Annotated in this window: 16 protein-coding genes; 9 read left to right on the top strand and 7 right to left on the bottom strand. The window is 67.0% G+C overall.

Features of this window, described 5'->3' with window-relative positions; all coding sequences use genetic code 11:
* Position 1: 1 nt before the first annotated feature.
* The gene (locus tag U1707_RS06825) at positions 2-511 is read right to left on the bottom strand and encodes a DUF2141 domain-containing protein (RefSeq protein WP_443025660.1); all 510 of its coding nucleotides are present in this window, start codon (positions 509-511) and stop codon (positions 2-4) included.
* Positions 508-1,431: a hypothetical protein gene (locus tag U1707_RS06820; protein ID WP_332799339.1), complete on the bottom strand. Its 924-nt coding sequence runs from the start codon at positions 1,429-1,431 to the stop codon at positions 508-510. Before U1707_RS06820 ends, U1707_RS06825 begins: the two co-directional genes overlap by 4 nt.
* 250 nt (positions 1,432-1,681) lie before the next feature.
* Here U1707_RS06820 and U1707_RS06815 point away from each other — a divergent pair, with 250 nt between their 5' ends.
* The 7 genes from U1707_RS06815 (at position 1,682) to U1707_RS06785 (ending at position 10,625) form a co-directional block, all read left to right on the top strand.
* Entirely contained in the window at positions 1,682-2,536 is an 855-nt protein-coding gene (locus U1707_RS06815) for a DUF2334 domain-containing protein (protein WP_332799338.1), read from the top strand.
* A complete protein-coding gene (locus U1707_RS06810) occupies positions 2,533-3,723 on the top strand; it encodes a glycosyltransferase (protein WP_332799337.1) in 1,191 nt (396 codons plus the stop codon). Before U1707_RS06815 ends, U1707_RS06810 begins: the two co-directional genes overlap by 4 nt.
* The gene (locus U1707_RS06805; RefSeq protein ID WP_332799336.1) at positions 3,723-3,980 is read left to right on the top strand and encodes a hypothetical protein; all 258 of its coding nucleotides are present in this window, start codon (positions 3,723-3,725) and stop codon (positions 3,978-3,980) included. Before U1707_RS06810 ends, U1707_RS06805 begins: the two co-directional genes overlap by 1 nt.
* Before the next feature lie 141 nt (positions 3,981-4,121).
* Entirely contained in the window at positions 4,122-4,622 is a 501-nt protein-coding gene (locus tag U1707_RS06800; protein ID WP_332799335.1) for an RNA polymerase sigma factor, read from the top strand.
* Positions 4,623-4,706: 84 nt separating this feature from the next.
* Positions 4,707-5,690 carry a FecR family protein gene (locus U1707_RS06795; RefSeq protein ID WP_332799783.1) on the top strand — a complete coding sequence of 328 codons (984 nt, stop codon included), beginning with the start codon at positions 4,707-4,709 and terminating at the stop codon, positions 5,688-5,690.
* Positions 5,593-7,938 carry a TonB-dependent receptor gene (locus U1707_RS06790; protein ID WP_332799334.1) on the top strand — a complete coding sequence of 782 codons (2,346 nt, stop codon included), beginning with the start codon at positions 5,593-5,595 and terminating at the stop codon, positions 7,936-7,938. The genes U1707_RS06795 and U1707_RS06790 overlap by 98 nt, the downstream gene beginning before the upstream one ends.
* Before the next feature lie 134 nt (positions 7,939-8,072).
* Entirely contained in the window at positions 8,073-10,625 is a 2,553-nt protein-coding gene (locus U1707_RS06785; protein ID WP_332799333.1) for a glycoside hydrolase family 3 protein, read from the top strand.
* Positions 10,626-10,731: 106 nt separating this feature from the next.
* Here U1707_RS06785 and U1707_RS06780 read toward each other — a convergent pair whose 3' ends face one another.
* Together U1707_RS06780 and U1707_RS06775 are read right to left on the bottom strand one after the other, a co-directional pair.
* Positions 10,732-11,628, bottom strand: coding sequence for an ROK family protein (locus U1707_RS06780; RefSeq protein ID WP_332799332.1), 897 nt, complete (start codon positions 11,626-11,628; stop codon positions 10,732-10,734).
* Positions 11,629-11,823: 195 nt separating this feature from the next.
* A complete protein-coding gene (locus U1707_RS06775) occupies positions 11,824-13,080 on the bottom strand; it encodes an ROK family transcriptional regulator (RefSeq protein ID WP_332799331.1) in 1,257 nt (418 codons plus the stop codon).
* Positions 13,081-13,388: 308 nt separating this feature from the next.
* On the opposite strand from U1707_RS06775, the gene nadB reads away from it, so the two are divergent.
* Together nadB and U1707_RS06765 are read left to right on the top strand one after the other, a co-directional pair.
* Positions 13,389-14,966, top strand: coding sequence for an L-aspartate oxidase (nadB, locus tag U1707_RS06770; RefSeq protein ID WP_332799330.1), 1,578 nt, complete (start codon positions 13,389-13,391; stop codon positions 14,964-14,966).
* Positions 14,967-15,084: 118 nt separating this feature from the next.
* Entirely contained in the window at positions 15,085-16,197 is a 1,113-nt protein-coding gene (locus U1707_RS06765) for a serine hydrolase (protein WP_332799329.1), read from the top strand.
* Between the two features lie 146 nt (positions 16,198-16,343).
* On the opposite strand, the gene U1707_RS06760 is transcribed toward U1707_RS06765, so the two are convergent.
* The 3 genes from U1707_RS06760 to U1707_RS06750 all read right to left on the bottom strand — a co-directional run bounded on the left by U1707_RS06760 (position 16,344) and on the right by U1707_RS06750 (position 21,058).
* Positions 16,344-17,573 (bottom strand): M20 metallopeptidase family protein, encoded by a 1,230-nt coding sequence (locus U1707_RS06760; RefSeq protein WP_332799328.1) that lies wholly within the window; start codon positions 17,571-17,573, stop codon positions 16,344-16,346.
* Between the two features lie 172 nt (positions 17,574-17,745).
* Positions 17,746-19,389, bottom strand: a complete 1,644-nt coding sequence (locus U1707_RS06755; protein ID WP_332799327.1) for a helicase HerA-like domain-containing protein — start codon at positions 19,387-19,389, stop codon at positions 17,746-17,748.
* 109 nt (positions 19,390-19,498) lie between these two features.
* A complete protein-coding gene (locus tag U1707_RS06750) occupies positions 19,499-21,058 on the bottom strand; it encodes a Do family serine endopeptidase (protein ID WP_332799326.1) in 1,560 nt (519 codons plus the stop codon).
* Positions 21,059-21,120: the final 62 nt, after the last annotated feature.

The raw sequence follows: 21,120 nt of genomic DNA, 5'->3' as shown, positions 1-21,120 counted from the left end.
GCTATTGCTTGATCGGCGCGAACGAGAACAGTCCGCTGCGATAGTTCATGACGACGTGCGTGGTCGTGATGCCGTCATGGACGGCAACGCTGGCCTGGTCAGCACGCGGCTTTGAGTGACCGAGTTTGGGGTTGCTCGCAAAGCCGATCCCGTCGTGAAGCAGGCTGAAACCATGTCCCCCGTCGCGCGCATGGACGACGCTGAGCGCATAGGTGCCCGGCGCGGGAACGCGGAGGCAGAGGGATACCGCACCCGTGGCAGGCACAGTGATCACCGCGCGCCGGAACGTCTTGCCCGCGCCGATCAGGACATTGTCGTCGGCCAGGAAGTCGCCGTCGCGCGCCGGGTACAGCTCGGCACGGAGCACGCCGACCCGGTCCTTCAGTCCGTCGACGTCCACGACCAGGGCGGGGCCGGTTTCATGCGGCCGACAGCGCGCCTCGACTGTCCCCAGCCTGGGCGTTGAGGGGATAGGAGTCGCGGCGAGGGCCAATACCGAAAATAGTATCACTTCGTGCGCTCCATGGTGGCGAGTTCGACCGCGGTCAGCGCCGCGCCGAGCAGCAGATGCGTGACCAGCCACAGGCCGGCGATCATCGTCAGCACCGCGGTCACTTCGGACGTCCGCCCGACCGTGAAGGCGACCAGCCCAGCGAACACGATGTCCTTGTTCGGCAGCAACGGCAGGCGCGACACGAGCATCCGCAACGTCGCCAGCGCAAGCCACCAGGCGAGCGGCGCGGCAGGCATGACCGCCGCCCACAGCAACGCGGCGAACAGCGTCGTCGCCACGATCCGCAGGAAATGGATTATTGCGATCCGGGTCAGTTCGGGGCGCGGCAGCGTCAGCAGCCGCTTGCGCAACACCAGCGTGACGAGCGACGGGATCGCCATGCTCGCGGCCGACACGATCATGACCTTCGCGCTGGTGCCGAGATGCAGGCCCTCCAGCGCGTGCCAGCTCGCAGCGGCCAGGGCGAGCGTGCAGATGTTTGCGACGACCGCGGACAGGATCGCGACGTCCTTGATCGCACCGAACGGCGTGCCGACCATCGTCGCGTGTTTCCGCGCCCAGCCGTAGAAATACAGTTCGCCGGAATAGCCGAGAATGATCTCGTTGCTGATCCGCTTGCGCAGCAACGCGAGGATGCCACCCGCGGGCAATTGCCACAGCCGCCGATAGATGACCCATTCGCTGAACGGCGTGACCAGATAGCCAAGCGCGAAGATCGCCCAGAACAGCGGCGACATCGGCACCATGCGCAGGATGCCCGGTACGTCCAGGCTGCGAAGCTGCCACAAGGCGGCGATCAGGATGGCGGCGGACAGCAAGGGTGCGAGCCATCGCCCGACGAACCCCTTGCGGACGACGGTTGGGGTCAAATCGGGAAAGACCTGCGCGCGTGTCAGCGTCAACGGCATCTCGGTCATGAGACAATGCTCCGGTAAGAACAGGATTCGGGCAGCGGCGAGCGTCGCAGGCCGGCGCGTGCCGTGCCGAGCGGCGCCGAGGCGAATGATCCGGATCGGGTCATGTCCACAGGACGCCGCGGGGCACGCCCAGCCGCAGCCACACCCGACCCGATGCTGAAATATTTTACCGCTACGCGTTGGTATGGACTGCGGAAGCGTGCACGCGGTGCCGTCCCGTCATCAGTGTGGGACGTATGAAGGCAGGACGATGGTGACATCCGAACATAGCGGGAGGCAGCACCCCCAAGCGCCCGACGTGAAGCGGCCGGTGGCGCGGGCGTCCTCGACACAACGACGCCTGATCGTATCGATCCATGACGTATCGCCCGCATTCGCCGCGCCGATCGACCTGCTTGCCGACCGGATCGAGACGATCCTCGGCGGCCCGAAGTTCGCGATGCTGGTCGTCCCCGATCATTGGGGCGCCGCACGGCTCGACCGGGCCCCGGCATTCGAGCGACGGCTGCGGCAATGGTCCGATGCCGGCGTCGAGATGTTCCTGCACGGCTGGTTCCACCGCGACGCCAGCGATCATCGCAGTGCGGCGACCGCGCTGAAGGCGCGCTACATGACGGCCGGCGAAGGCGAGTTTCTCGGGCTCGACGCGGTTGAAGCCGAATACCGGATGCGCGCCGGTCGCGACATGGTCGAGCAGGCGATCGGCCGACCGGTCGCGGGCTTCATCGCGCCCGCCTGGCTCTACGGTCCCGGCGCGCATGCCGCGTTGAAGGCCTGCGACTTCGCACTGGCCGAGGATCATTTCCGCGTCTGGCAGCCCGCCACCGGCGCGATCGTCGCGCGCGGCCCGGTCGTGACCTGGGCCAGCCGGACGCGCGCGCGCACCGCCAGTTCGCTCGCGGTCGCCGCCGCGGCGCGGGTCATGCCCGACTGGATGCCGACGATGCGCGTTGCGGTCCACCCCGGCGACGTGACCAAGGAATCGTTGCTGACCAGCATCGATCGCACGCTGCGCACGCTCGCGGCGCGACGCACGGTCTCGCGCTACGCCGATCTGGTCGCCGACCAGTCGTGCGCCATGCCGGTCCGGGAGATCGCGGCATGAAGATCGTCGATGTCTGCGCGTTCTACACGCCGACCGGTGGCGGCGTGCGGACCTATATCGATCGCAAGCTCGTCGCGCTCGCAGCACGCGGCCATGAGGTCGTGGTCATCGCCCCCGGCGAGGAGAATCGCGAAGAACAGCGCGGTCCGAACGCCCGTGTCCGCTGGCTAAAATCGCCGCGGTTCCCGCTCGACCGCTCCTATCGCTACTTCGCCGATCGCGGCGCGCTGCATGCGATGCTGGACGAGGAGGACGCCGACGTCGTCGAAGTCTCCTCTCCCTGGCGCAGCGCGTCGATGGTGGCGGACTGGCGGACGCAGTCGGGATCGCGCGCGCGGCTGTCGCTGATTGCGCATGCCGATCCGCTGTCCGCCTACGCCTATCGCTGGTTCGGCAACGTCGCCTCGACGCAGGCGATCGACCGCGCGTTCGAATGGTATTGGCGGCATCTGCGCCGGCTCGACGCGCGGTTCGACCATATCGTCAGCGCCAGCGACAGCCTGACGCAGAGACTGCGCGAAGGCGGCCTGAGCAAAGTCACGACTGACCCGATGGGCGTCGAACCGGGACAGTTTTCGCCCCGGCTGCGCGACGCCGACCTGCGGCGCGAGATGCTGGCGCTGTGCGGGTTGGGCGAGGACGCGCTGTTGCTGATCGGGGTCGGTCGCCATGCTCCCGAGAAGCGCTGGGACATGGTCGCGCAGGCCGCGACGGTCGCCGGGACGCATACGCCGGTCGGCATGTTGATCATCGGCGGCGGGTCGCGCCAGCGCCGCGTGATCGACGCGATCGGCGAGAACCCGCATGTCCGCCTGCTCGAACCGATCCGCGACCGGACCGCGCTCGCGCGGCTGATGGCGAGCGCCGATGCGCTGATCCACGGGTGCGAAGCGGAGACCTTCTGCTTCGTCGCGGCCGAGGCGATCGCTTCCGGGCTCACGCTCATCGCGCCCGACCGCGGCGGCGCGGCCGATCTCGCGCGGACCGGCGACGGCCTGCTCTACCGGTCCGGTGACACGCAAGCCGCCGCCGACGCGATTCTGGCCTTTGCGGAAACGCGACTGGCATCGGTGGCGAACCGCCGCGACCGCCCGGTGCGGACGATGGATGATCATTTCGACGCACTTCTTGCGCTGTACGGGGGCGATACGATGGCGAACGGCACACGCCGGCGGGGAGTTGCATGATGACCGCCGTCGCTCAAACCCTGATGCCGGAGCGCGCCGGGGACGCGCCGTCGACCGCGACGCTCACGCCGCGATCGTCGATTTGCGACGACGCGCCCGCCCCGTCACACTTCGCGCCGCCCGTCACGTCGCCCGTCCCAGAAACACCGTGGCGCGCGCCGATGTTCTATCTTGCCGCGATCGCCGGGGTCGTCCTGCTGATCGCAGTCGGCATCGTGCTGCTATGGCGTGTCGTCACCCGGTCCAGAAGCGTGTGACGGACGCGCCCGACCTTCGGTAGCGACATCTGACCTTCGGTAGCGACAGGCGCCGCCTTACGCGGTATCTGCGTCGGTTCCTGAAGTTCGGAGGATATCGTAGCCGACGCGGACAGCTTTCAGCCTGCCGGGCTATCGGCAGTGCTTGCGGCGCATCGCCAGCAGCTCGTTCGGTTCTTCACCGGGCGGACCGGGAGTGCTGCGGAAGCCGAAGACGTGGTGCAGGAGATCTGGTTGCGCACCGCGGAGGCGACGACGGGCCCCATCGCCAATCCGCTGGCCTATCTCCACCGCATCGGCATGAACATCGTGCTCGACCGGGTTCGCGCCAACGGCCGGCGGTCGCGCCGCGATACCGGCTATGCGGACAGCATGACGACGATCGTCGGTGACGAGGCCGTCGACGAAACGCCCTCCGCATTCGACGCGGTTTCCGGGCGTCAGCGGATCGCGCAGCTGGCTACCGCGCTCGCTGGCCCGCCCGAGGGGGCGATGCGGGTATTTCGCCGCCACAAGATCGATGGCCTCTCGCATGCCGAGGTCGCCGCCGAATTCGGCATCACGCGCAGCGCCGTCGAAAAGCATATCGCCGTTGCCCTCAAACACCTCAGAAAGGCGCTCGATGATCGAAACGACGATTGATCGTCACGCCCGACTGCGGTGCGCGATGCGCAGTGGCGTCTATGTCACGAGCGGGGGGCATCCGCTTGGAACGAGGGCGCCGTGATGGATGGGACGACGCAGGACCCGATCGACGCAGCGGCGGCCTGGCACGCACGGATCGATGCGCCCGACATGGATTGGGAGGGTTTCGGCGACTGGCTGGCGCACGATCCCCGGCACCGCGCCGCGTACGACTCGATCGCGCTGCTCGATGCCGAGATCGCCGAGGCCGCGCCTGCGATCGCCGCGCTGTCACCCGCAAACGACGACGCCGCGATCGACGGTGAACCGCTAGCCCTACCCCCTCGTGCCTCACGCTGGCGTTGGGCCGCGACCGGCACCGGCGGCGCGTTGGCGGCTGGACTGGCGCTGCTGTTCGTCGCCCCGCAGATCGGCGGCGACGACGCCAAAGTCTATGTGACCGATGCGGGCGATACGCGGGCTCTGACGCTGGCGGACGGTAGTGCGATGCGGATCGATCGCGGGTCCCGGCTGTCGGTCGCCGGCGGCACGACACCGCGGATCACGCTTGCCAGCGGCGCGGCGAGCTTCACCGTTCGTCACGACCCGGCGCGAACCCTCATCGTCCGCGCTGGCGATTACGACATCCGCGACGTCGGCACCCGCTTCTCGGTCGTCAACGCCGGTGGTCGGATTTCGGTCGCCGTAGCGCAGGGCGAAGTCAGCGTCGCGCCGCGCACCGCCGATGGATCGACGCCCGCCACGGTGACCGCGGGACAGCGGCTCGACATCGATACCGCGACCGGGGTGGCTGAGCGGCGCTCCGTCGCGCCCGGTTCGGTCGCCGACTGGACCGACGGCCGGTTGAACTATGACGGTGCGCCGTTACCGCTGGTTGTCGCCGACATATCGCGGTATGCGACCGCCCCGGTGGTGGTCGATCCGTCCGCCGCGGGGCTGCGTTTCTCCGGGGTTTTGACGATTGGCGATGGCTCGCGGCTCCTCGATCAGCTTCGCGCGGTTTTGCCGGTCCGGTTGCGTCGCGCTGGCGGCGTCGTTCATATCGAGCGTACCGGCGCACGCTGATCAGGCGCCCCCCCGCGGGATCAGTATCGCCCAGGGCTCGCTGCGAACGGCGCTCGACTCGCTCGCCCGACAGACTGGCATTTCCATCGGCATGGCCGGAACGCTGCCCGACGTGCAGGTCAAGCGCATCGGCCGCGTTTCGAGCATTGGCGAGGCATTGCGCAAGCTGCTCGATGGAACGCACCTGCGCGCCGTTCGCGTCGATGCGACCACTTGGCGGATCGAACCCGTGCCGCACCGTAACGCCGCCCGGAAAAGCCGAAGGATCGCGCCGCCGACCGACACCGGGGCCGACATCATCGTCACTGCCAGCAAGCGCGACGAACGCCTCTCCGACCTTCCCGCCTCGATCGGCATCCTGGCGGCGTCCGCGCTCGATCGTCTGGCCGGCCGACGCGGCCTGGTCGACCTCCTGGCGACCACGGATGGCGCGTTCTCGACCAATCTGGGACCGGGCCGCGACCGGGTGTTCCTTCGCGGCGTCGCCGACAGTGCGTTCAACGGCACCAGCCAGTCGCTCGTCAGCCTGTATCTCGACGATGCCCGGATCGGCTATTCCTCGCCCGATCCCGATCTCCGCATGGTCGATATCGACCGCGTCGAGATCCTGCGCGGTCCGCAAGGGACGTTGTACGGGACCGGCGCACTGGGCGGCGTCGTGCGGATCGTCACGACCCCGCCCGATCTCGACAGCGCGTCGGAAACGCTGTCGACCGAGGTCACCGGCATCAAGGACGGCGCGCTGGGCGGCGCACTCGATGCGACCGTCAACCTGCCGATCGTGACGGGCAGCGTCGCATTGCGGGCTTCGGCGTGGGCGGAAACGATGCCCGGCTGGATCGACGACAGCGAACGCCGCAAGCGCAACGTCAATCGCACCGTACGAACGGGCGGCCGTGCGGCGGTCCGGTGGGCGATCGGCGATGGCTGGACCGCGACCGCCAGCGGGGTCGGCCAGTGGATCGGGACCCGCGACAGCCAATATGCCACCCGCGGCCTGACGCGGGCGACCTCGATCGCGGAGCCGCAGGACAATGATTTCGTGTCGGGATCGCTCGACATACGGGGATCGATCGGGCGGCTGGGCGTGCAGTCGACCACTTCGGTCGTATCGCACGACTTCGCCAGCACCTACGACGCCAGCACGCGGGCAAGCGCACTCGGCACCGGTACGCCGCTGGCCTATGACGAGGATCGCGAGATCCGGCTGCTCACGCAGGAACTGCGGTTGAGCGACCCGTCCGCGCGCCATCCCTGGATCGTCGGCGTGTCGCTGCTGAAAGGAACCACCCGGCTGAAGGGGAGCTTCGTCGCGACCGGCGACACCATCGCGGTTCGCGACGACAAGGAGGCGGTCTTCGAAGGCGCGATATTCGCCGAGGGAACCCAGCGGCTTTCCCCCACGCTCGACTTCAAGCTTGGCCTGCGCGGGTTCATTACGACCAACGATATCGAACAGCAGGGCCCGCAGGAACAGAGCGCCACCAAACTCGGCGTGACTCCCAGCGCGACGCTCAGCTGGCACCGCGACGAGACCGGCCTGGTCTGGCTTCGCTATGCCAGCGCGATCCGGCCCGCCGCGGTGTCGCGCGATCTGCCCGGCACCGACCAACGGATTCCGGGCGACGAATTGCAAAGCCTGGAATTCGGCTGGCGCGTCCGCGCGCTCGACGATCGGCTCAGCCTGACCGGTGCGATCTTCGGTTCGGTCTGGGAGCATCTGCGCAGCGACGTGGTCGGTTCGGACGGACTGTTCGGCACGATCGATGTCGGCGACGCCACCAATTACGGCATCGAATTCGGGGTGCGCATGGACGCACGACCGCTGACGATCGATGCCGGGACCACCGTGCAGCGCGCGCGACTGACCTCGCCCACCGCCAGCCAGCGCGGCGACAACGACCGTCGCCTGCCGGTCGTCCCCGACTTTTCAACGCGTGCGGGCGTGACCCGAAAATTTTCGGTGATCGCCCGGCCCGCCAGCGCCTATCTGACCGCGCGGTACATCGGCCAGACGCGGCTGAGTTTCGATCCGGCACTGGATCGCCGGGCGGGGGATTACGCGACGCTCGGCGCCGGTGCTACGCTCGATGACGGTCCACGGCATTGGTCGGTTGCCGTCGACAATCTCCTGAACGGACGCGGCAACAGTTTCGGCTTCGGCAATCCGTTCACGCTGGCGACGACCCGGCAGACGGTGCCGATCCGACCGCGATCGATTACCCTGCGACTGTCCATCGGACTCTGATCGAAACCGCTTGGCAACGTTCACGCGATATGGTCCGCCGAAAGACCAAATTGTTTGCGTAATCTGTCACGGAACCGGTATCACGCCGGCATAAGGTACCGATACCAAATCGCGTGCCGTCTGGGGGGATTATGATGCCGGCAGGGTTTTCCACGTTCACGATCGCGCTTCTGCTGCAATCGGCGGCGACCGTCACAGTCCCCCCTGCGCAAACTGCCGTAGCCAAACCGCAAGCGCCGCTCTCCGCCTTCGCGCATCCCGATATCTGGCCGACCGCGAACGCACGGCCTTTGCGCGATCCAAAGGTCGAGGCGCGGATCGATGCGATCATGAAACGCATGTCGGTCGCCGACAAGATCGGCCAGTTGATCCAGGTCGACATCGCCAGCATCGATCCGGCGGACCTGCGCACCTACAAGCTCGGCTCGATCCTCAACGGCGGCAATGCTGGCCCCGGCGGCAACGACCTCGCGCCGCCGGTCGAATGGCTGAAGCTTGCCGACGCCTTCTACGACGCGTCGATGGCGCGCACCGATGGCCGGCCTGCGATCCCGGTGATCTGGGGCACCGACGCGGTGCACGGCAACAACAACATTCCCGGCGCGACGCTCTTCCCGCATAACATCGGCCTTGGCGCGGCGCGCGACCGCAACCTGATGCGTGAGATCGGCCACGTCACCGCGATCGAGACCGCGGCCGCCGGTATCGACTGGACCTTCGCCCCCACTCTCGCTGTCGTCCGCGACGATCGCTGGGGCCGCACCTACGAAAGCTATTCCGAAGAACCGCAGGTCCAGGCGGACTATGCCGGCGCGGTCATCGAAGGCGTTCAGGGCAAGGTCGGCACCAAGGAGTTCCTCGCCCCCGACCACGTCATCGCGACGACCAAGCATTTCCTCGGCGACGGCGGCACTGGCGGGCGTGACCAGGGCGATGCGCTGATCCCCGAAACCGTGCTGCGCGACGTGCATCTCGGCGGCTATCCGGCAGCTATCGAAGCCGGCACGCAGTCCGTGATGGCCAGCTTCTCGAGTTGGAACGGCGCCAAGATGCACGGCAACAAGAGCCTGCTGACCGGCGTGCTCAAGGATCGGCTCCACTTCGACGGCTTCGTGGTCGGCGACTGGAACGGCCACGGCCAGGTCGAAGGCTGCTCGAACGAGAGTTGCGCGGCAGCGATCAACGCCGGGCTCGACATGTTCATGTATTCGGGCAGCGGCTGGAAGACGCTCTATGACAATACGCTGAAACAGGCGCAGTCGGGCGAAATCCCGGCCGCGCGCCTCGACGACGCGGTCCGCCGCATCCTGCGCGTAAAGATTCGCGCCGGCACGTTCGACCGCGGCCGCCCGTCGTCGCGCGCGCTCGCCGGCAAGATGACCCTCATCGGTGCCGCCGACCACCGCGCCATCGCGCGTCAGGCCGTGCGTGAATCGCTGGTGCTGCTCAAGAACGACGGCGGTCTGCTGCCGCTCAAGCCATCCGCCAACATCCTCGTCGCAGGCGGCGGGGCGGACAACATTCCGCAACAGGCCGGCGGATGGTCGCTGACATGGCAGGGCGGCGGCACCACCAATGCGAACTTCCCGAACGCCGAGACGATCTGGTCAGGCATCGACGCCGCGGTCAAGGGCGCAGGCGGCACCGCGACGTTGTCGGCGGACGGCAGCTTTGCCAAGAAGCCCGACGCGGCGATCGTCGTATTCGGCGAACAGCCCTATGCCGAGTTCAAGGGCGACCGCCCGAACCTCGAATACAGCCCCGAGGACAAATCCGACCTCGAACTGCTGCGCAAGCTGAAGACGGCAGGCGTGCCGGTCATCGCGGTGTTCCTGTCGGGCCGCCCGCTCTGGGTGAATGCCGAACTCAACGCGTCGGATGCTTTCGTCGCGGCGTTCCTGCCGGGCAGCGAAGGCGGGGGTGTCGCCGACGTGCTGTTCCGCAAGAAGGACGGCAGCGTCGCCAACGACTTCCGCGGCAAGCTTAGTTTCTCCTGGCCCAAGCGTCCCGACCAGTATGTCCTCAACCGCTCCGACCCCGGCTACGATCCGTTGTTCGCGTTCGGCTACGGGCTTAGCTATGCCAAGCCGGGCAGCGTACCGAAGCTCGACGAGACCCGCCCCGCCGGCATGGCCGCATCGTCGAACGGCACGATCTTCGGCAAGGGCCGCGTACCCGAAGGATGGTCGCTGACCCTGGTCGAGCAGGACCAGTCCAAGGTCCGCCTGCTCGGCGTTAACGCGACGACCGCGACCAAGCGTCTTACCGCATCGGCGGTCGACCGCCGCCGTCAGGAGGACGCACGCGCATTCGTATGGACGGGTGGCCCCGCCGACGCTCGCGTCGAGGCGTCCGGCCCGCTCGACCTGACTCGCGAGAGCAATGGCGAGTTGAGCTTGGTCGTCGACGTCCGCGTCGATCGCGCTGGCAGCGCACCCGTGAACCTCGGCATGGTCAGCAACGACGGCAAGGCCGTGACGGTGCCGATCACCAGGACACTCGCGGCCGGCAAGCCTGGCGACTGGCAGCAGGTGATCGTCCCGCTGCAATGCTTTGCCAAGCGCGGCATCGACATGGCGCATGTCACCGCACCGTTCGTGATCGCCACCGACGGCAAGCTCGGCCTCTCGATCTCCGACGTGAAGATCGACTCCGCGCCCGTCCCGATGACGAAGTGCGGCGACTAAGCCGCCGGCGCGGGCACGCTCGGGCCAGCGTGCGTGGCAGTATCAGTTCTACTATAGCGGGGCGGCGTCTGGGGGCCTGCGCGCCGCGCCCTGACGATGTCGTACGTCAGACGGGCCAGAGCCGGGCTGCCCCACGCACGCCGCTGCTGTCGCCCCATACCGCCTGGACGATCTTGGCGTCCCAGCCATCAGAGAACGTATGGCTGCGCACCACGGCGGGAAGGCGATCGTAGATTTCCGTGACGTTCGACATGCCGCCACCCATCACGAAGCAATCCGGGTCGACCAGGTTCGCGATCAAGGCAAGCGCCCGGCCCAATCGGTCGACATAGCGGTCGAGGGTCGCGCTCGCGTCCTCGTCGCCGGCTCGGGCCGCTGCGATGATCGCCGCGCCGTCGAGCGTCTGACCGGTGACGCTTTGATGGTCGCGGCGGAAGCCCGTGCCCGACACCCAGCTTTCCAGGCACCCGTGCTGGCCGCACCAGCATGCCGGGCCGGGCACCTCGACACCCGTCGGCCACGGCAACGGGACATGACCCCATTCGCCGGCAATCCCGTTCGCGCCATCGACGATCCGACCGTCGATCACGAGCCCGCCGCCGCATCCGGTCCCGACGATGATCGCAAACGCCGACCGGGCGCCGGCCGCGGCGCCGTCGACCGCTTCGGACAGCGCGAGGCAGTTGGCGTCGTTCGCCATCCGCACGGGCCGCCCCATCGCGGTTTCCAGATCCTCGCGAAACGTACGGCCGTTGAGGTAAAGCGAATTGGCGTTACGCATCAGACCGGTACGCGGAGAAATCGATCCCGGCGTGCCGATCCCGACGGTTCCCTGCCCGCCGGCTTCCGCCTCGACCGCCAGGACCAGATCGCGGACGTCCCGTATTGCGCGATCGTAGTCGCCCGGGTTCGGAACACGCAGACGGCTGAGGAACTGACCGCGATCGTCGAGCGCTGCGGCCTCGATCTTCGTGCCGCCGAAATCGATACCAATCTGAACCATGAACCGCGTCTCCCTTCGCATGCCGTCCGCGACGGGAGACCGGGGGAATCGCGCTACGTCTCCTTTCCGAGACATGCGGTTTGCATCGATACGATCAAACCCGCCGACGCCGATCGCTCCCACCGTCGCCCGGCTGCCGCGGAATGTGTGCGACCAATCTAGCCACGCGTCCAAGAATAACAAAGGTAAATTGCTTTAATCCTGTCGGCCCGAGCGTCCGACCTGCATCAAAATCGCGTCGGACGGCAGGATATGGTGGAGGAACGGCAGGATCGCGGCGCCGATCGCGGGTGCATCGTCGGACATGGCCGCGCGCATGACCCGCGCCGCCGACGGTAGGGCGCAGTCCGCCAACATCGCATCGAGCCGATCGACGAGTGCGTCGACCAGCGATCCAGGCAGCCGTCCGCCGATCAGAACCGCACCGGGATCGACCAGACAGCTAACCGCGATCAGCGGCGCGATCAGCGATTGTGCGGCATCCTCGACCCATTGGTCGACGATCTTCAGGACCGCCGGATCGTCGCCGGTCAGCGCGCCGACCCCGGAGACGTCGCAGCCGCTCGCGTCGAGCCTGTCGTAGAGTGCGGAGAGCGACACGGTTTCCTGCACCGTCCGGCCCTGAGCACGCTTGGTCATGTCGGGCATGAAACCGATCTCGCCACTGCGCGCGCCGGCACCTCGGAAATAGTTTCCATCGATCACCAGTCCCCCGCCCAGGCCTGCGCTGACCAGGACGTAGAAGAAGCTCGGCAGGACCATCCCCGATCCGAACTGCGCCTCGCCGATCGCCGCCGCTGCGGCATCGTTGTCGACATAGACGGGCCACGGAACGATCGCCCCGACGAGCGCCGCCACGTCGACGTCGTTCCAGCTCTCGTACGACGCGGGGCGATGCGGAAACGTGACCCGGCCGAGGTCGTCGGGCATCGCCACACCGACGCCCAGCAGACGCCGCTCGTCGATCAGTTCGGACGATCGGATGGCGGCGATTTCCGTGCGCAACCATGCGGAAACCTCGTCCGGCATCGCGAACGCAACTTCGCGCGTCGCGCGGGTCAGCACGGTGCCGGCCAAGTCGAGCGACACGATCGTGATATGGTCGCGATCGATATTGATCCCGACCGAAAAGCCACCTGAGGGATTGATCACCAGTTGCGCGGCCGGCTGACCGCGCGCACCCTGCCGACGCCCCGCTTCGCTGATCAGCCCCGCGTCGAGCAGGCGCCGCGTGATGTTGGCGATCGTCGGTGCGGTGAGTCCGGTAATCGCGGCGAGATCGGTACGGCTCGCCTCGCCACTGACGCGGATCGCCTGCAGCACGGTCCGCTGATTGTAATCGCCGGCGCGTTCCAGATTGGTCCCGGACAAGCTGATGCCGAGCCGCGCGCCGCGATCGATCGCCGCTGACTTTCCTGGTGCAATCGATCCCGCTTCACTGTTCTTCGTCACATGCTTCGCCCGTTCCCGCCGGTTCGGCGAACACCGCTCCCCGGAGTGTACCGATCGCAGACCGTTACTGACGCCCAAATGCTACCGGGTCAAAGCGGTACTCTGATCCATTATGCCGTCTATCGGGGCTGACGATTGCCCCGATCGTTTCAATCGGCTGATGCCCCACAGTTTTATCGCGCTGCTGATGCTATGCGCTGTCCTGTACCCGGTGTTTTGTGCCACATCGGCCAGATGCCCGATCGTCCCTCCGCGCCGTGCCGCTTCGTACGCCTGATTCACGCAGCATTATCCGAGGCTCCCTCCGTATGAATAGCGACGTCCTGATCGTCGGCTCGGGTGCTGCCGGGCTTACCGCAGCACTCAACCTGGCGCAGCGCTTCACCGTAACGGTTCTGGCCAAAGGCGCGTTGAACGAGGGGTCGACCGCCTGGGCGCAGGGTGGGATCGCCGCCGTTCTCGAGCCCGGCGACACGTTCGAGAATCATGTCGAGGACACCATGGTTGCTGGCGCCGGGCTCAACGACCGCGCGATCGTCGAGATGGTGGTCGAGGGCGCCCCCGCCGCGATCGAACGGCTCACGCGGCTCGGTGTGCCGTTCGAGACCGAGGGCAATGCGCTGCATCTGACGCGCGAAGGCGGCCACAGCCATCGCCGCATCGTCCATGTCGCCGACGCGACCGGTTGGGCGGTGCAGGTGGCATTGCAGACCGCCGCCGAGGCGCACCCGAACATCACGCTCGTCCCCGACCAGATCGCCATCGACCTCGCCACATCGCGGCATGAAGAACGCTACTCCGGCGCCGGCAACGTCTGGGGCGTCTATGCCGTCGACCGCAAGACCGAACGTGTCGCGCTCTACACGGCGCGTGCGACGATCCTCGCGACCGGCGGCGCGGGGCGCACCTATCTGTTCTCGACGGCACCACGCGGCGCGACCGGCGACGGCATCGCGATGGCGTGGCGGGCAGGCGCGCGGGTCTCCAATATGGAGATGATGCAGTTCCACCCGACCTGCCTCTACAATCTCGAGGTCAAGAACTTCCTGATCACCGAGGCCGTGCGCGGCGAAGGCGGGCGGCTGATCAACCCGTCGACCGGCAAGCGCTTCATGACCTATTACGACCCGGCCCGGATGGAGCTTGCCCCGCGCGATATCGTCGCGCGCGCGATCGATGCCGAGATCAAGCGGTACGGCCTCGACTACGTCCATCTCGACATCAGCCACATGCCGGCCGAGTTCATCCGGCATCACTTCCCGAACATCCACGAGAAGCTGCTGACGGTCGGCATCGACATGACGACGCAGCCGATCCCGGTCGTGCCAGCGCAACACTATACCTGCGGCGGTATCGTCGTCGACGAACACGGCAAGACGGATCTCCCCGGCCTGTATGCAGCAGGCGAATGCACCGAATCGGGCCTCCACGGCGCCAACCGGCTCGCGTCCAATTCGCTGCTCGAATGCTTCGTGTTCGGCGAGGCGGCGGCGGACACCATCGCCGCGAACTGGGACACGCTCCCCCCGCCTCCACCGATCCGCCCCTGGGACGAAAGCCGCGTCACGGATTCCGACGAAGAGGTCGTGATCAAGCAGACCTGGACCGAAATCCGGCGGTTCATGTGGAATTACGTCGGCATCGTCCGCACCACCAAACGGCTTGAGCGCGCGCAGCACCGGATCGAACTGCTGAACGACGAGGTCGCCGAATACTACCAGCATTTCCGGGTCACGCCCGACCTGATCGAACTGCGCAACCTGCTCCAGACCGCCGATCTGATCGTCCGGTCGGCATTGCACCGCCATGAAAGCCGCGGCCTGCATTTCACGCTCGATTATCCGGAAACGTCGCCGGACGCGGTCGATACGGTTCTCGTTCCCTGACCACAACGCGGCTCGGCGTGGCGCCGGTGCGCTTCGTCGCAGCCGTGCGATACCGTGGTTTCGTGGCGCAAATCTGCGGATAAGGATCGGTGCTTCAGTGCAGGGCGTTCAAAGCATCATGACATCGGCGAGTGCGTTCAATCGTCTTGTGGCAACCGCGCTGTTCGGGGTCGCGTTGGCGGGGTGCGGTTCGGCATCGCGCCCCGGCGCCAGTGCGATCGCCGCGACGCATCCGGCGCAGGATATCGTCTCCGTTCCGGTCCCGCCGCCGCTGCCCCGCGCGCTTCGCCCCGCACCGGCCAGCCTCGTCAACGCGATCTCGGAATTGCACAGCGGTTTCCAGGGCAGAGCCGGCATCGCGGTGCGCGCGGTCGACGACGGCTGGACGGTCGAGGCCGGTGGACGCCAGTTGCTGCCGCAGCAGTCCGTCAGCAAGTTGTGGGTCGCGATGACCGTGATGGACCTGCGCGATCGGGGCCGCATCCGCCTCGACGAGCCGATCGTCGTCCGGCCGCAGGACCTGACGCTGTTCCATCAACCGATCGCGATGCTGGTCAAGGGCGATGGCTATCGCACCACTGTCGGCGAGTTGCTGACCCGCGCGCTGACCCATAGCGACAATACGGCGAACGACCGGCTGCTCACCCGGGTCGGCGGCCCGTCCGCGGTGCGATCGATGATCGAGCGCAAGCAGTTGGGCGCGATCCGGTTCGGGCCGGGCGAGCGGCTGTTGCAGAGCGGTACGGCGGGGCTGGTCTGGCAGCCCGCCTATGCCGTCAACGGCGGTTTCATGACGGCGCGCAATCGACTGTCGCCGGCTGTGCGCGAGGCGGCCCTCAACGCCTATGTCCGCAATCCACCCGACGGCGCAGCGCCGATCGCGATCGCCGACGCCATCGCGCGGCTCGCAAAGGGCGATCTCCTGTCGGAAACGTCGACGAAAATCCTGCTCGACACGATGGGGCGCTCGGTGACGGGCCGCGCCCGGCTTCGCGCCGCGCTGCCCGGTGGTTGGGAGATCGCGCACAAGACCGGCACGGGGCAGGATTTTGGCCGGCGGAATGCCGGGTTCAACGACGTCGGCCTGCTGACCGCACCGGATGGCCGTCGCTATGCGATCGCCGTGATGATCGGGGATACCGTTCGGCCGATGCCCGAACGCCAGCGACTGATCCAGGCGGCAGCCGCGGCAGTGGCGAATTACGCGGAGACTACGCGGCGGTTGAATTGAACTTGGCCCGGCCTCTCTCTGCTCCCCTCCCTGAAAGGGAGGGGTTGGGGGTGGGTCGGCTAGTTTGATCCATTAAAAGTCTAAAATCCGCGGAAACCGAGCCAACTCCTGCCCCTACCTTCCAGGGAGGGGTAAGAAGACCGCCCTCAGTCGAACCCGTTCGCCAGGAACCGCTCGGCCACGGCGCAGTGCATCGCGATACCGTGCGCCATAACGCGTTCGTCGATCGTCATCTTGGTGTTGTGGAGCGGCGGGTTCGTGCGGGGATCGCTGCCTTCGGGCGCCGCGCCGATGAAGGCCATCGCGCCCGGCAGCTTCTGGAGGACGTACGAAAAGTCCTCAGCGCCCATCATCGGCGGCATAACCTGATACGCGCCTTCGCCACCGATCGCGGTCGCGCACGCCTTCATCAGGGCGGTGGCGCGCTCGTCGTTGACGGTAACCGGATAGCCTTCCTCGATCGTCGGCGTGGCGACTGCACCGTGTGCGACAGCGATGCCCTCGACCATGCGGATGAACGCTGCGCGGACCTGTTCGCGGGTGCGCTCGGAGAGAGTGCGCATCGTGCCGAGCATCTCGACGGTCGACGGGATGACGTTATGCGCGGAGCCCGCGTTCAGCTTGGTGATCGACAGCACCGCGGGGTCGGTGACCGCGACTTGGCGCGCGACATAGGTCTGCAGCGCCGTAACGATCTCGCAGGCGATCGGGAGCGGATCGAGGCAGTCGTGTGGCATCGCGGCATGGCCGCCGCGACCGGTGATCGTTGCGCGCAGCGTATCGGTCGAGGCCATCAGCGTTCCCGCGCGGCTGACGACATGGCCCATCGGCATGTTGGGCGAGATGTGCAGCGCGAAGCCAGCCTCTGGCAGCGGCGAGTCAAGCAGGCCATCGGCGATCATGTGGCGGGCGCCGTGATGCCCCTCCTCGCCGGGCTGGAACATGAAGACCACCGTGCCGGGGAGTTCGTCACGCCGCGCGCATAGCGCCTTGGCCGCCCCGACCAGCATCGCGGTATGCGAATCGTGGCCACAGGCGTGCATCGCACCGTCGATCTTGGAAGCGAACGACAGGCCGGTTTCCTCCTGCATCGGCAGCGCGTCCATGTCGCCGCGAAGGAGAACGGTGCGGCCGTTGCCGCCGGCATTGCCTGCGCGGCCGCCGCGCAGGATGGCGACGAAGCCGGTGGTGGAGGTGCCTTCGCGGATTTCGAGCGGGAGGCCGGCGAGTGCTGCCTTCACCTTGTCCGAGGTGCGGGGGCAGTGGAGGCCGACTTCGGGATCGGCGTGAATCGCACGACGGAGTGTGATCGCGTCGTCGAGGCTGTCCTGACCGACGGCGGTCCAGTCGGTCGGGGATTCGAAATCGAGGGACATTGTCTAGCTCCTTGAATGGCTTGACCACCACCCCGGCGAGGGCTGGGGCCCAATTGGAAAGGTCAATGTAACGAAGCGCCGTCCGACGTTACCTCCGTTCCCCAATTGGGCCCCGGCCTCCGCCGGGGTGGTGTTTGGTTGGGGGCGGTCGGACCCCGATCATGCCAGCAGTCTACCCCCGGAACAGGCCGCCTAAAACCCCGCGCAGGACTGTGCCGACGAGGCCGCCGCTCGACGAGGATCGGCGCGACTTTGTGCCGAACACCTGCTTGCCGATTTCGTTGGCGACCTGGCGGCCGATCGACGAGCTCGCGGCACGGGTCGCGGACGAGGCCATCTTGGTCCAGGGCGAGTTTGCTGCCTCGCGGTCGGCTTCACGTTGCTGGCGATCTGCCTCGCGCTGGTCAGCAATGCGCGCGCGCTCGGCCTCTTTCGCCGCCTTGGCATCGACCTTCGCCTGCGCCGCCGCAGCCTTCTCCGCCTCGGTCGTCGCCTTGGCCTCGGCCGCCGCAGCGCTCGCTTCCTGGGTCTTCGCCGCGAGCAGCTCCTCCGCCGATTCGCGATCGACCAGCGTGTCGTATTTTTCGCCGACCGCGTCGGTCTCGATCATGACCATGCGCTCAGCCGGGGTGATCGGGCCGACACGCGAGGCAGGCGGCTTGATCAGCGTACGCTCGACCGGGGTCGGCGCGCCGTCGGGCTGGAGCAGCGACACCAGCGCTTCGCCGACTTTCAGCTCGGTGATGATCGTCGCGACATCGACGCCGGGGTTTGCCCGGAACGTCTCCGCCGCCGCGCGCACCGCCGCCTGGTCGCGCGGCGTGAAGGCGCGCAGGGCGTGCTGCACGCGATTGCCGAGTTGCCCTGCCACGGTGTCAGGAATGTTGATCGGGTTCTGCGTGATGAAATAGACGCCGACGCCCTTTGACCGGATCAGCCGGACGACCTGTTCGATCTTCTCCAGCAGCGCCTTCGGGGCCTCGTCGAACAGCAGATGCGCCTCGTCGAAGAAGAAGCACAGCACCGGTTTGTCGGCGTCGCCGATCTCGGGAAGATGCTCGAACAGTTCGCTCATCAGCCACAGCAGGAAGGTCGAATAGAGCTTGGGCGAGGCCATCAGCTTGTCGGCCGTGAGGATGTTGACGATGCCCCGGCCCCGGTCATCGACGCCGATAAAGTCGTTCATCTCGAGCGCGGGCTCGCCGAAGAAATTCTTCGCACCTTGGGTGCGCAACTGAAGCAACGACCGCTGGATCGCGCCGATCGATTGCCTCGAGACGTTGCCGTACGTCACCGTCAGTTCGTCCGCGCGGCCGGCGCAGTCGGTCAGCATCGCCTGGAGATCGTCGAGGTCGATCAGCAGCAACTCCTCCTTGTCGGCGACGTGGAAGGCAATCGTGAGAACCCCCTCCTGCACCTCGTTCAGGTCCATCAGCCGCGACAGCAGCAGCGGGCCCATCTCGCTGATCGTGGTACGGATCGGATGGCCCTGTTCGCCGAACAGGTCCCAGAACTGTACGGGATTGTCCGCATAGGCCCAGCCGTCGTCGCCGATCGCCTTGGCGCGCTCGGCGAAGCTCGCGTGCGTTTTCGCGGTCGGCGATCCGGCCATGGCGAGGCCGGACAGGTCGCCCTTCACGTCGGCGACGAAGCACGGCACGCCGTTCGCGGAGAAGCCCTCGATGATGCCCTGCAACGTGACCGTCTTGCCGGTGCCGGTCGCGCCCGCGATCAGACCGTGGCGGTTGGCGCGCTTCAATTCCAGCGTCTGCGGCTTGCCGTCCACGCTGGCGCCGATGAAGATGCCGTCGCTCATGGTTATCGTCCTCTTTGTCTCGCGCAGACCCTAACCCCGCGCGTCGCAAAGAAAAAGGACCGCCACTCGGGTGAGTGACGGTCCTTCGATCGATCGTGTCGGTCGTGGATTACTTGATCTTGACCGGCAGGAACTGCGCCGGCGCGCGTCCACGCTTGACCTGCAACAGGACCTGCGGGCGCCCCGCCGCCTTGGCGACATTGACGGCGTTCTGGACGTCGGCCGCGGCGCGCACAGGCGTGCCGTTGACCGAAATGACGACGTCGCCCCGCTTGAGTTTGCCGTACGCATCACTTGTCGGCGCGACCACGGCGATGACCACGCCCTGCGTGTTCGCCTCGACGCCGACGGCCTGTGCGATCGCCGGGGTCAGCGGCTGCACACCGATACCGAGCGCCGCACCTGCCACCGGTGCCGCGGGAGTAGCGGAATCGTCGCCGTCATCACCGTCGTCGCCACCAAAGCCTTGCGCGTCGCCGCCAATGGTTGCCGCCAGCTTGTCCGCGCTCGGGCGCGGCACGACGACCACGTTTGCGGTAGTCGGCTTGCCGTTGCGCAGGATGTCGAGGCGCGCGGTCTGGCCGGGCTTCACGTTCGAGACGAGATAGGACAGCGACTGGTCGACCGTCACCGGCTGGCCGTTCACCTTGGTGACGACATCGCCCGCACGCACGCCAGCCTTTGCCGCCGGGCCACCAGCAGTCACGTCGTTGATCAGCTCGCCCTGGTTCTTGGGAATGCCGAGTGCTGCGGCGGTATCTTCGTTGATCGTGCCGCCGGGCTGCAGCTGCACGCCGATATAGCCGCGCTCGATCGTGCCGCCCTTCATGAAGGTAGCGATGATCGGCTTGGCGACGGCCGCGGGGATCGCGAAGCCGATGCCGATATTGCCGCCCGACTGGCTGAAGATCTGCGAGTTCACGCCGATCACGTTGCCGTTCAGATCGAACATCGGGCCACCGGAGTTGCCCTGGTTGATCGACGCGTCGGTCTGGATGAAGCGATCATATGCGCCACCCTGACCAGTGACGCGGTTGATCGCCGAGACGATGCCCGCGGTCACGGTGCCGCCCAGACCGAACGGCTCGCCGATCGCGACCACCCAGTCGCCGACGCGCGCGCCGTTCGAATCGCCGAACTTCACGAACGGCAGGCTCTTCGCGTCGATCTTGAGCAGGGCGAGGTCGGATTCCTGATCCTTGCCGATGACCCTGGCGACGTATTCCTTCTTATCGCTCAGCGTCACGGTGATCGAGTCCACCGTCGCCCCCTGAGCGCCCGGCGAGATCACGTGGTTGTTCGTGACGACATAGCCGTCGGGAGAGATGAGGAAGCCCGAACCGAGCGAGGCGCCTTCGCGCTTCACTGGGGGAGCGCCCGGAGCGCCGCCGCCGCCCATGCCGCCGAACAGGTCGCCGAACGGCGTGCCTGCGAACGGATTGGCCTGCTGCTTCTGGACGATCGTTTGCTTGGTCGAGATGTTGACGACCGCAGGCTGGAGCCGCGCGACCATATCGGCGAAGCTCATCGGTGCGCCGGGCTTCGGCGAAACCGCCTGGATCGCACCGGGTTCGTTCTGCGCGACCTGCGCGCCGCTTGGCTGGAGCGCGAGCGTTGCGGTCGCGCCGCCGAGGAGAAGAGCACTGGTAATGGCGTAGGCGTAACGCACTAGATGTTGTCCTCTCGTTTCATCAATCGAAACAGGTATCCCATAGGAATGCCGTTCTGAAC

Origin of the sequence: Sphingomonas sandaracina, from assembly GCF_036663695.1 — a bacterium.
Lineage (GTDB): Bacteria > Pseudomonadota > Alphaproteobacteria > Sphingomonadales > Sphingomonadaceae > Sphingomonas.
This window is presented reverse-complemented; position numbering and strand designations above follow the sequence as displayed.

Coding starts and splice junctions, on each gene's coding strand:
- U1707_RS06820 (WP_332799339.1), bottom strand. CDS start 1,431: ATGACCGAGATGCCGTTGACGCTGACACGCGCGCAGGTCTTTCCCGAT.
- U1707_RS06815 (WP_332799338.1), top strand. CDS start 1,682: ATGGTGACATCCGAACATAGCGGGAGGCAGCACCCCCAAGCGCCCGAC.
- U1707_RS06810 (WP_332799337.1), top strand. CDS start 2,533: ATGAAGATCGTCGATGTCTGCGCGTTCTACACGCCGACCGGTGGCGGC.
- U1707_RS06805 (WP_332799336.1), top strand. CDS start 3,723: ATGACCGCCGTCGCTCAAACCCTGATGCCGGAGCGCGCCGGGGACGCG.
- U1707_RS06795 (WP_332799783.1), top strand. CDS start 4,707: ATGGATGGGACGACGCAGGACCCGATCGACGCAGCGGCGGCCTGGCAC.
- U1707_RS06790 (WP_332799334.1), top strand. CDS start 5,593: ATGGCTCGCGGCTCCTCGATCAGCTTCGCGCGGTTTTGCCGGTCCGGT.
- U1707_RS06785 (WP_332799333.1), top strand. CDS start 8,073: ATGCCGGCAGGGTTTTCCACGTTCACGATCGCGCTTCTGCTGCAATCG.
- U1707_RS06780 (WP_332799332.1), bottom strand. CDS start 11,628: ATGGTTCAGATTGGTATCGATTTCGGCGGCACGAAGATCGAGGCCGCA.
- nadB (WP_332799330.1), top strand. CDS start 13,389: ATGAATAGCGACGTCCTGATCGTCGGCTCGGGTGCTGCCGGGCTTACC.
- U1707_RS06765 (WP_332799329.1), top strand. CDS start 15,085: ATGACATCGGCGAGTGCGTTCAATCGTCTTGTGGCAACCGCGCTGTTC.
- U1707_RS06760 (WP_332799328.1), bottom strand. CDS start 17,573: ATGTCCCTCGATTTCGAATCCCCGACCGACTGGACCGCCGTCGGTCAG.
- U1707_RS06755 (WP_332799327.1), bottom strand. CDS start 19,389: ATGAGCGACGGCATCTTCATCGGCGCCAGCGTGGACGGCAAGCCGCAG.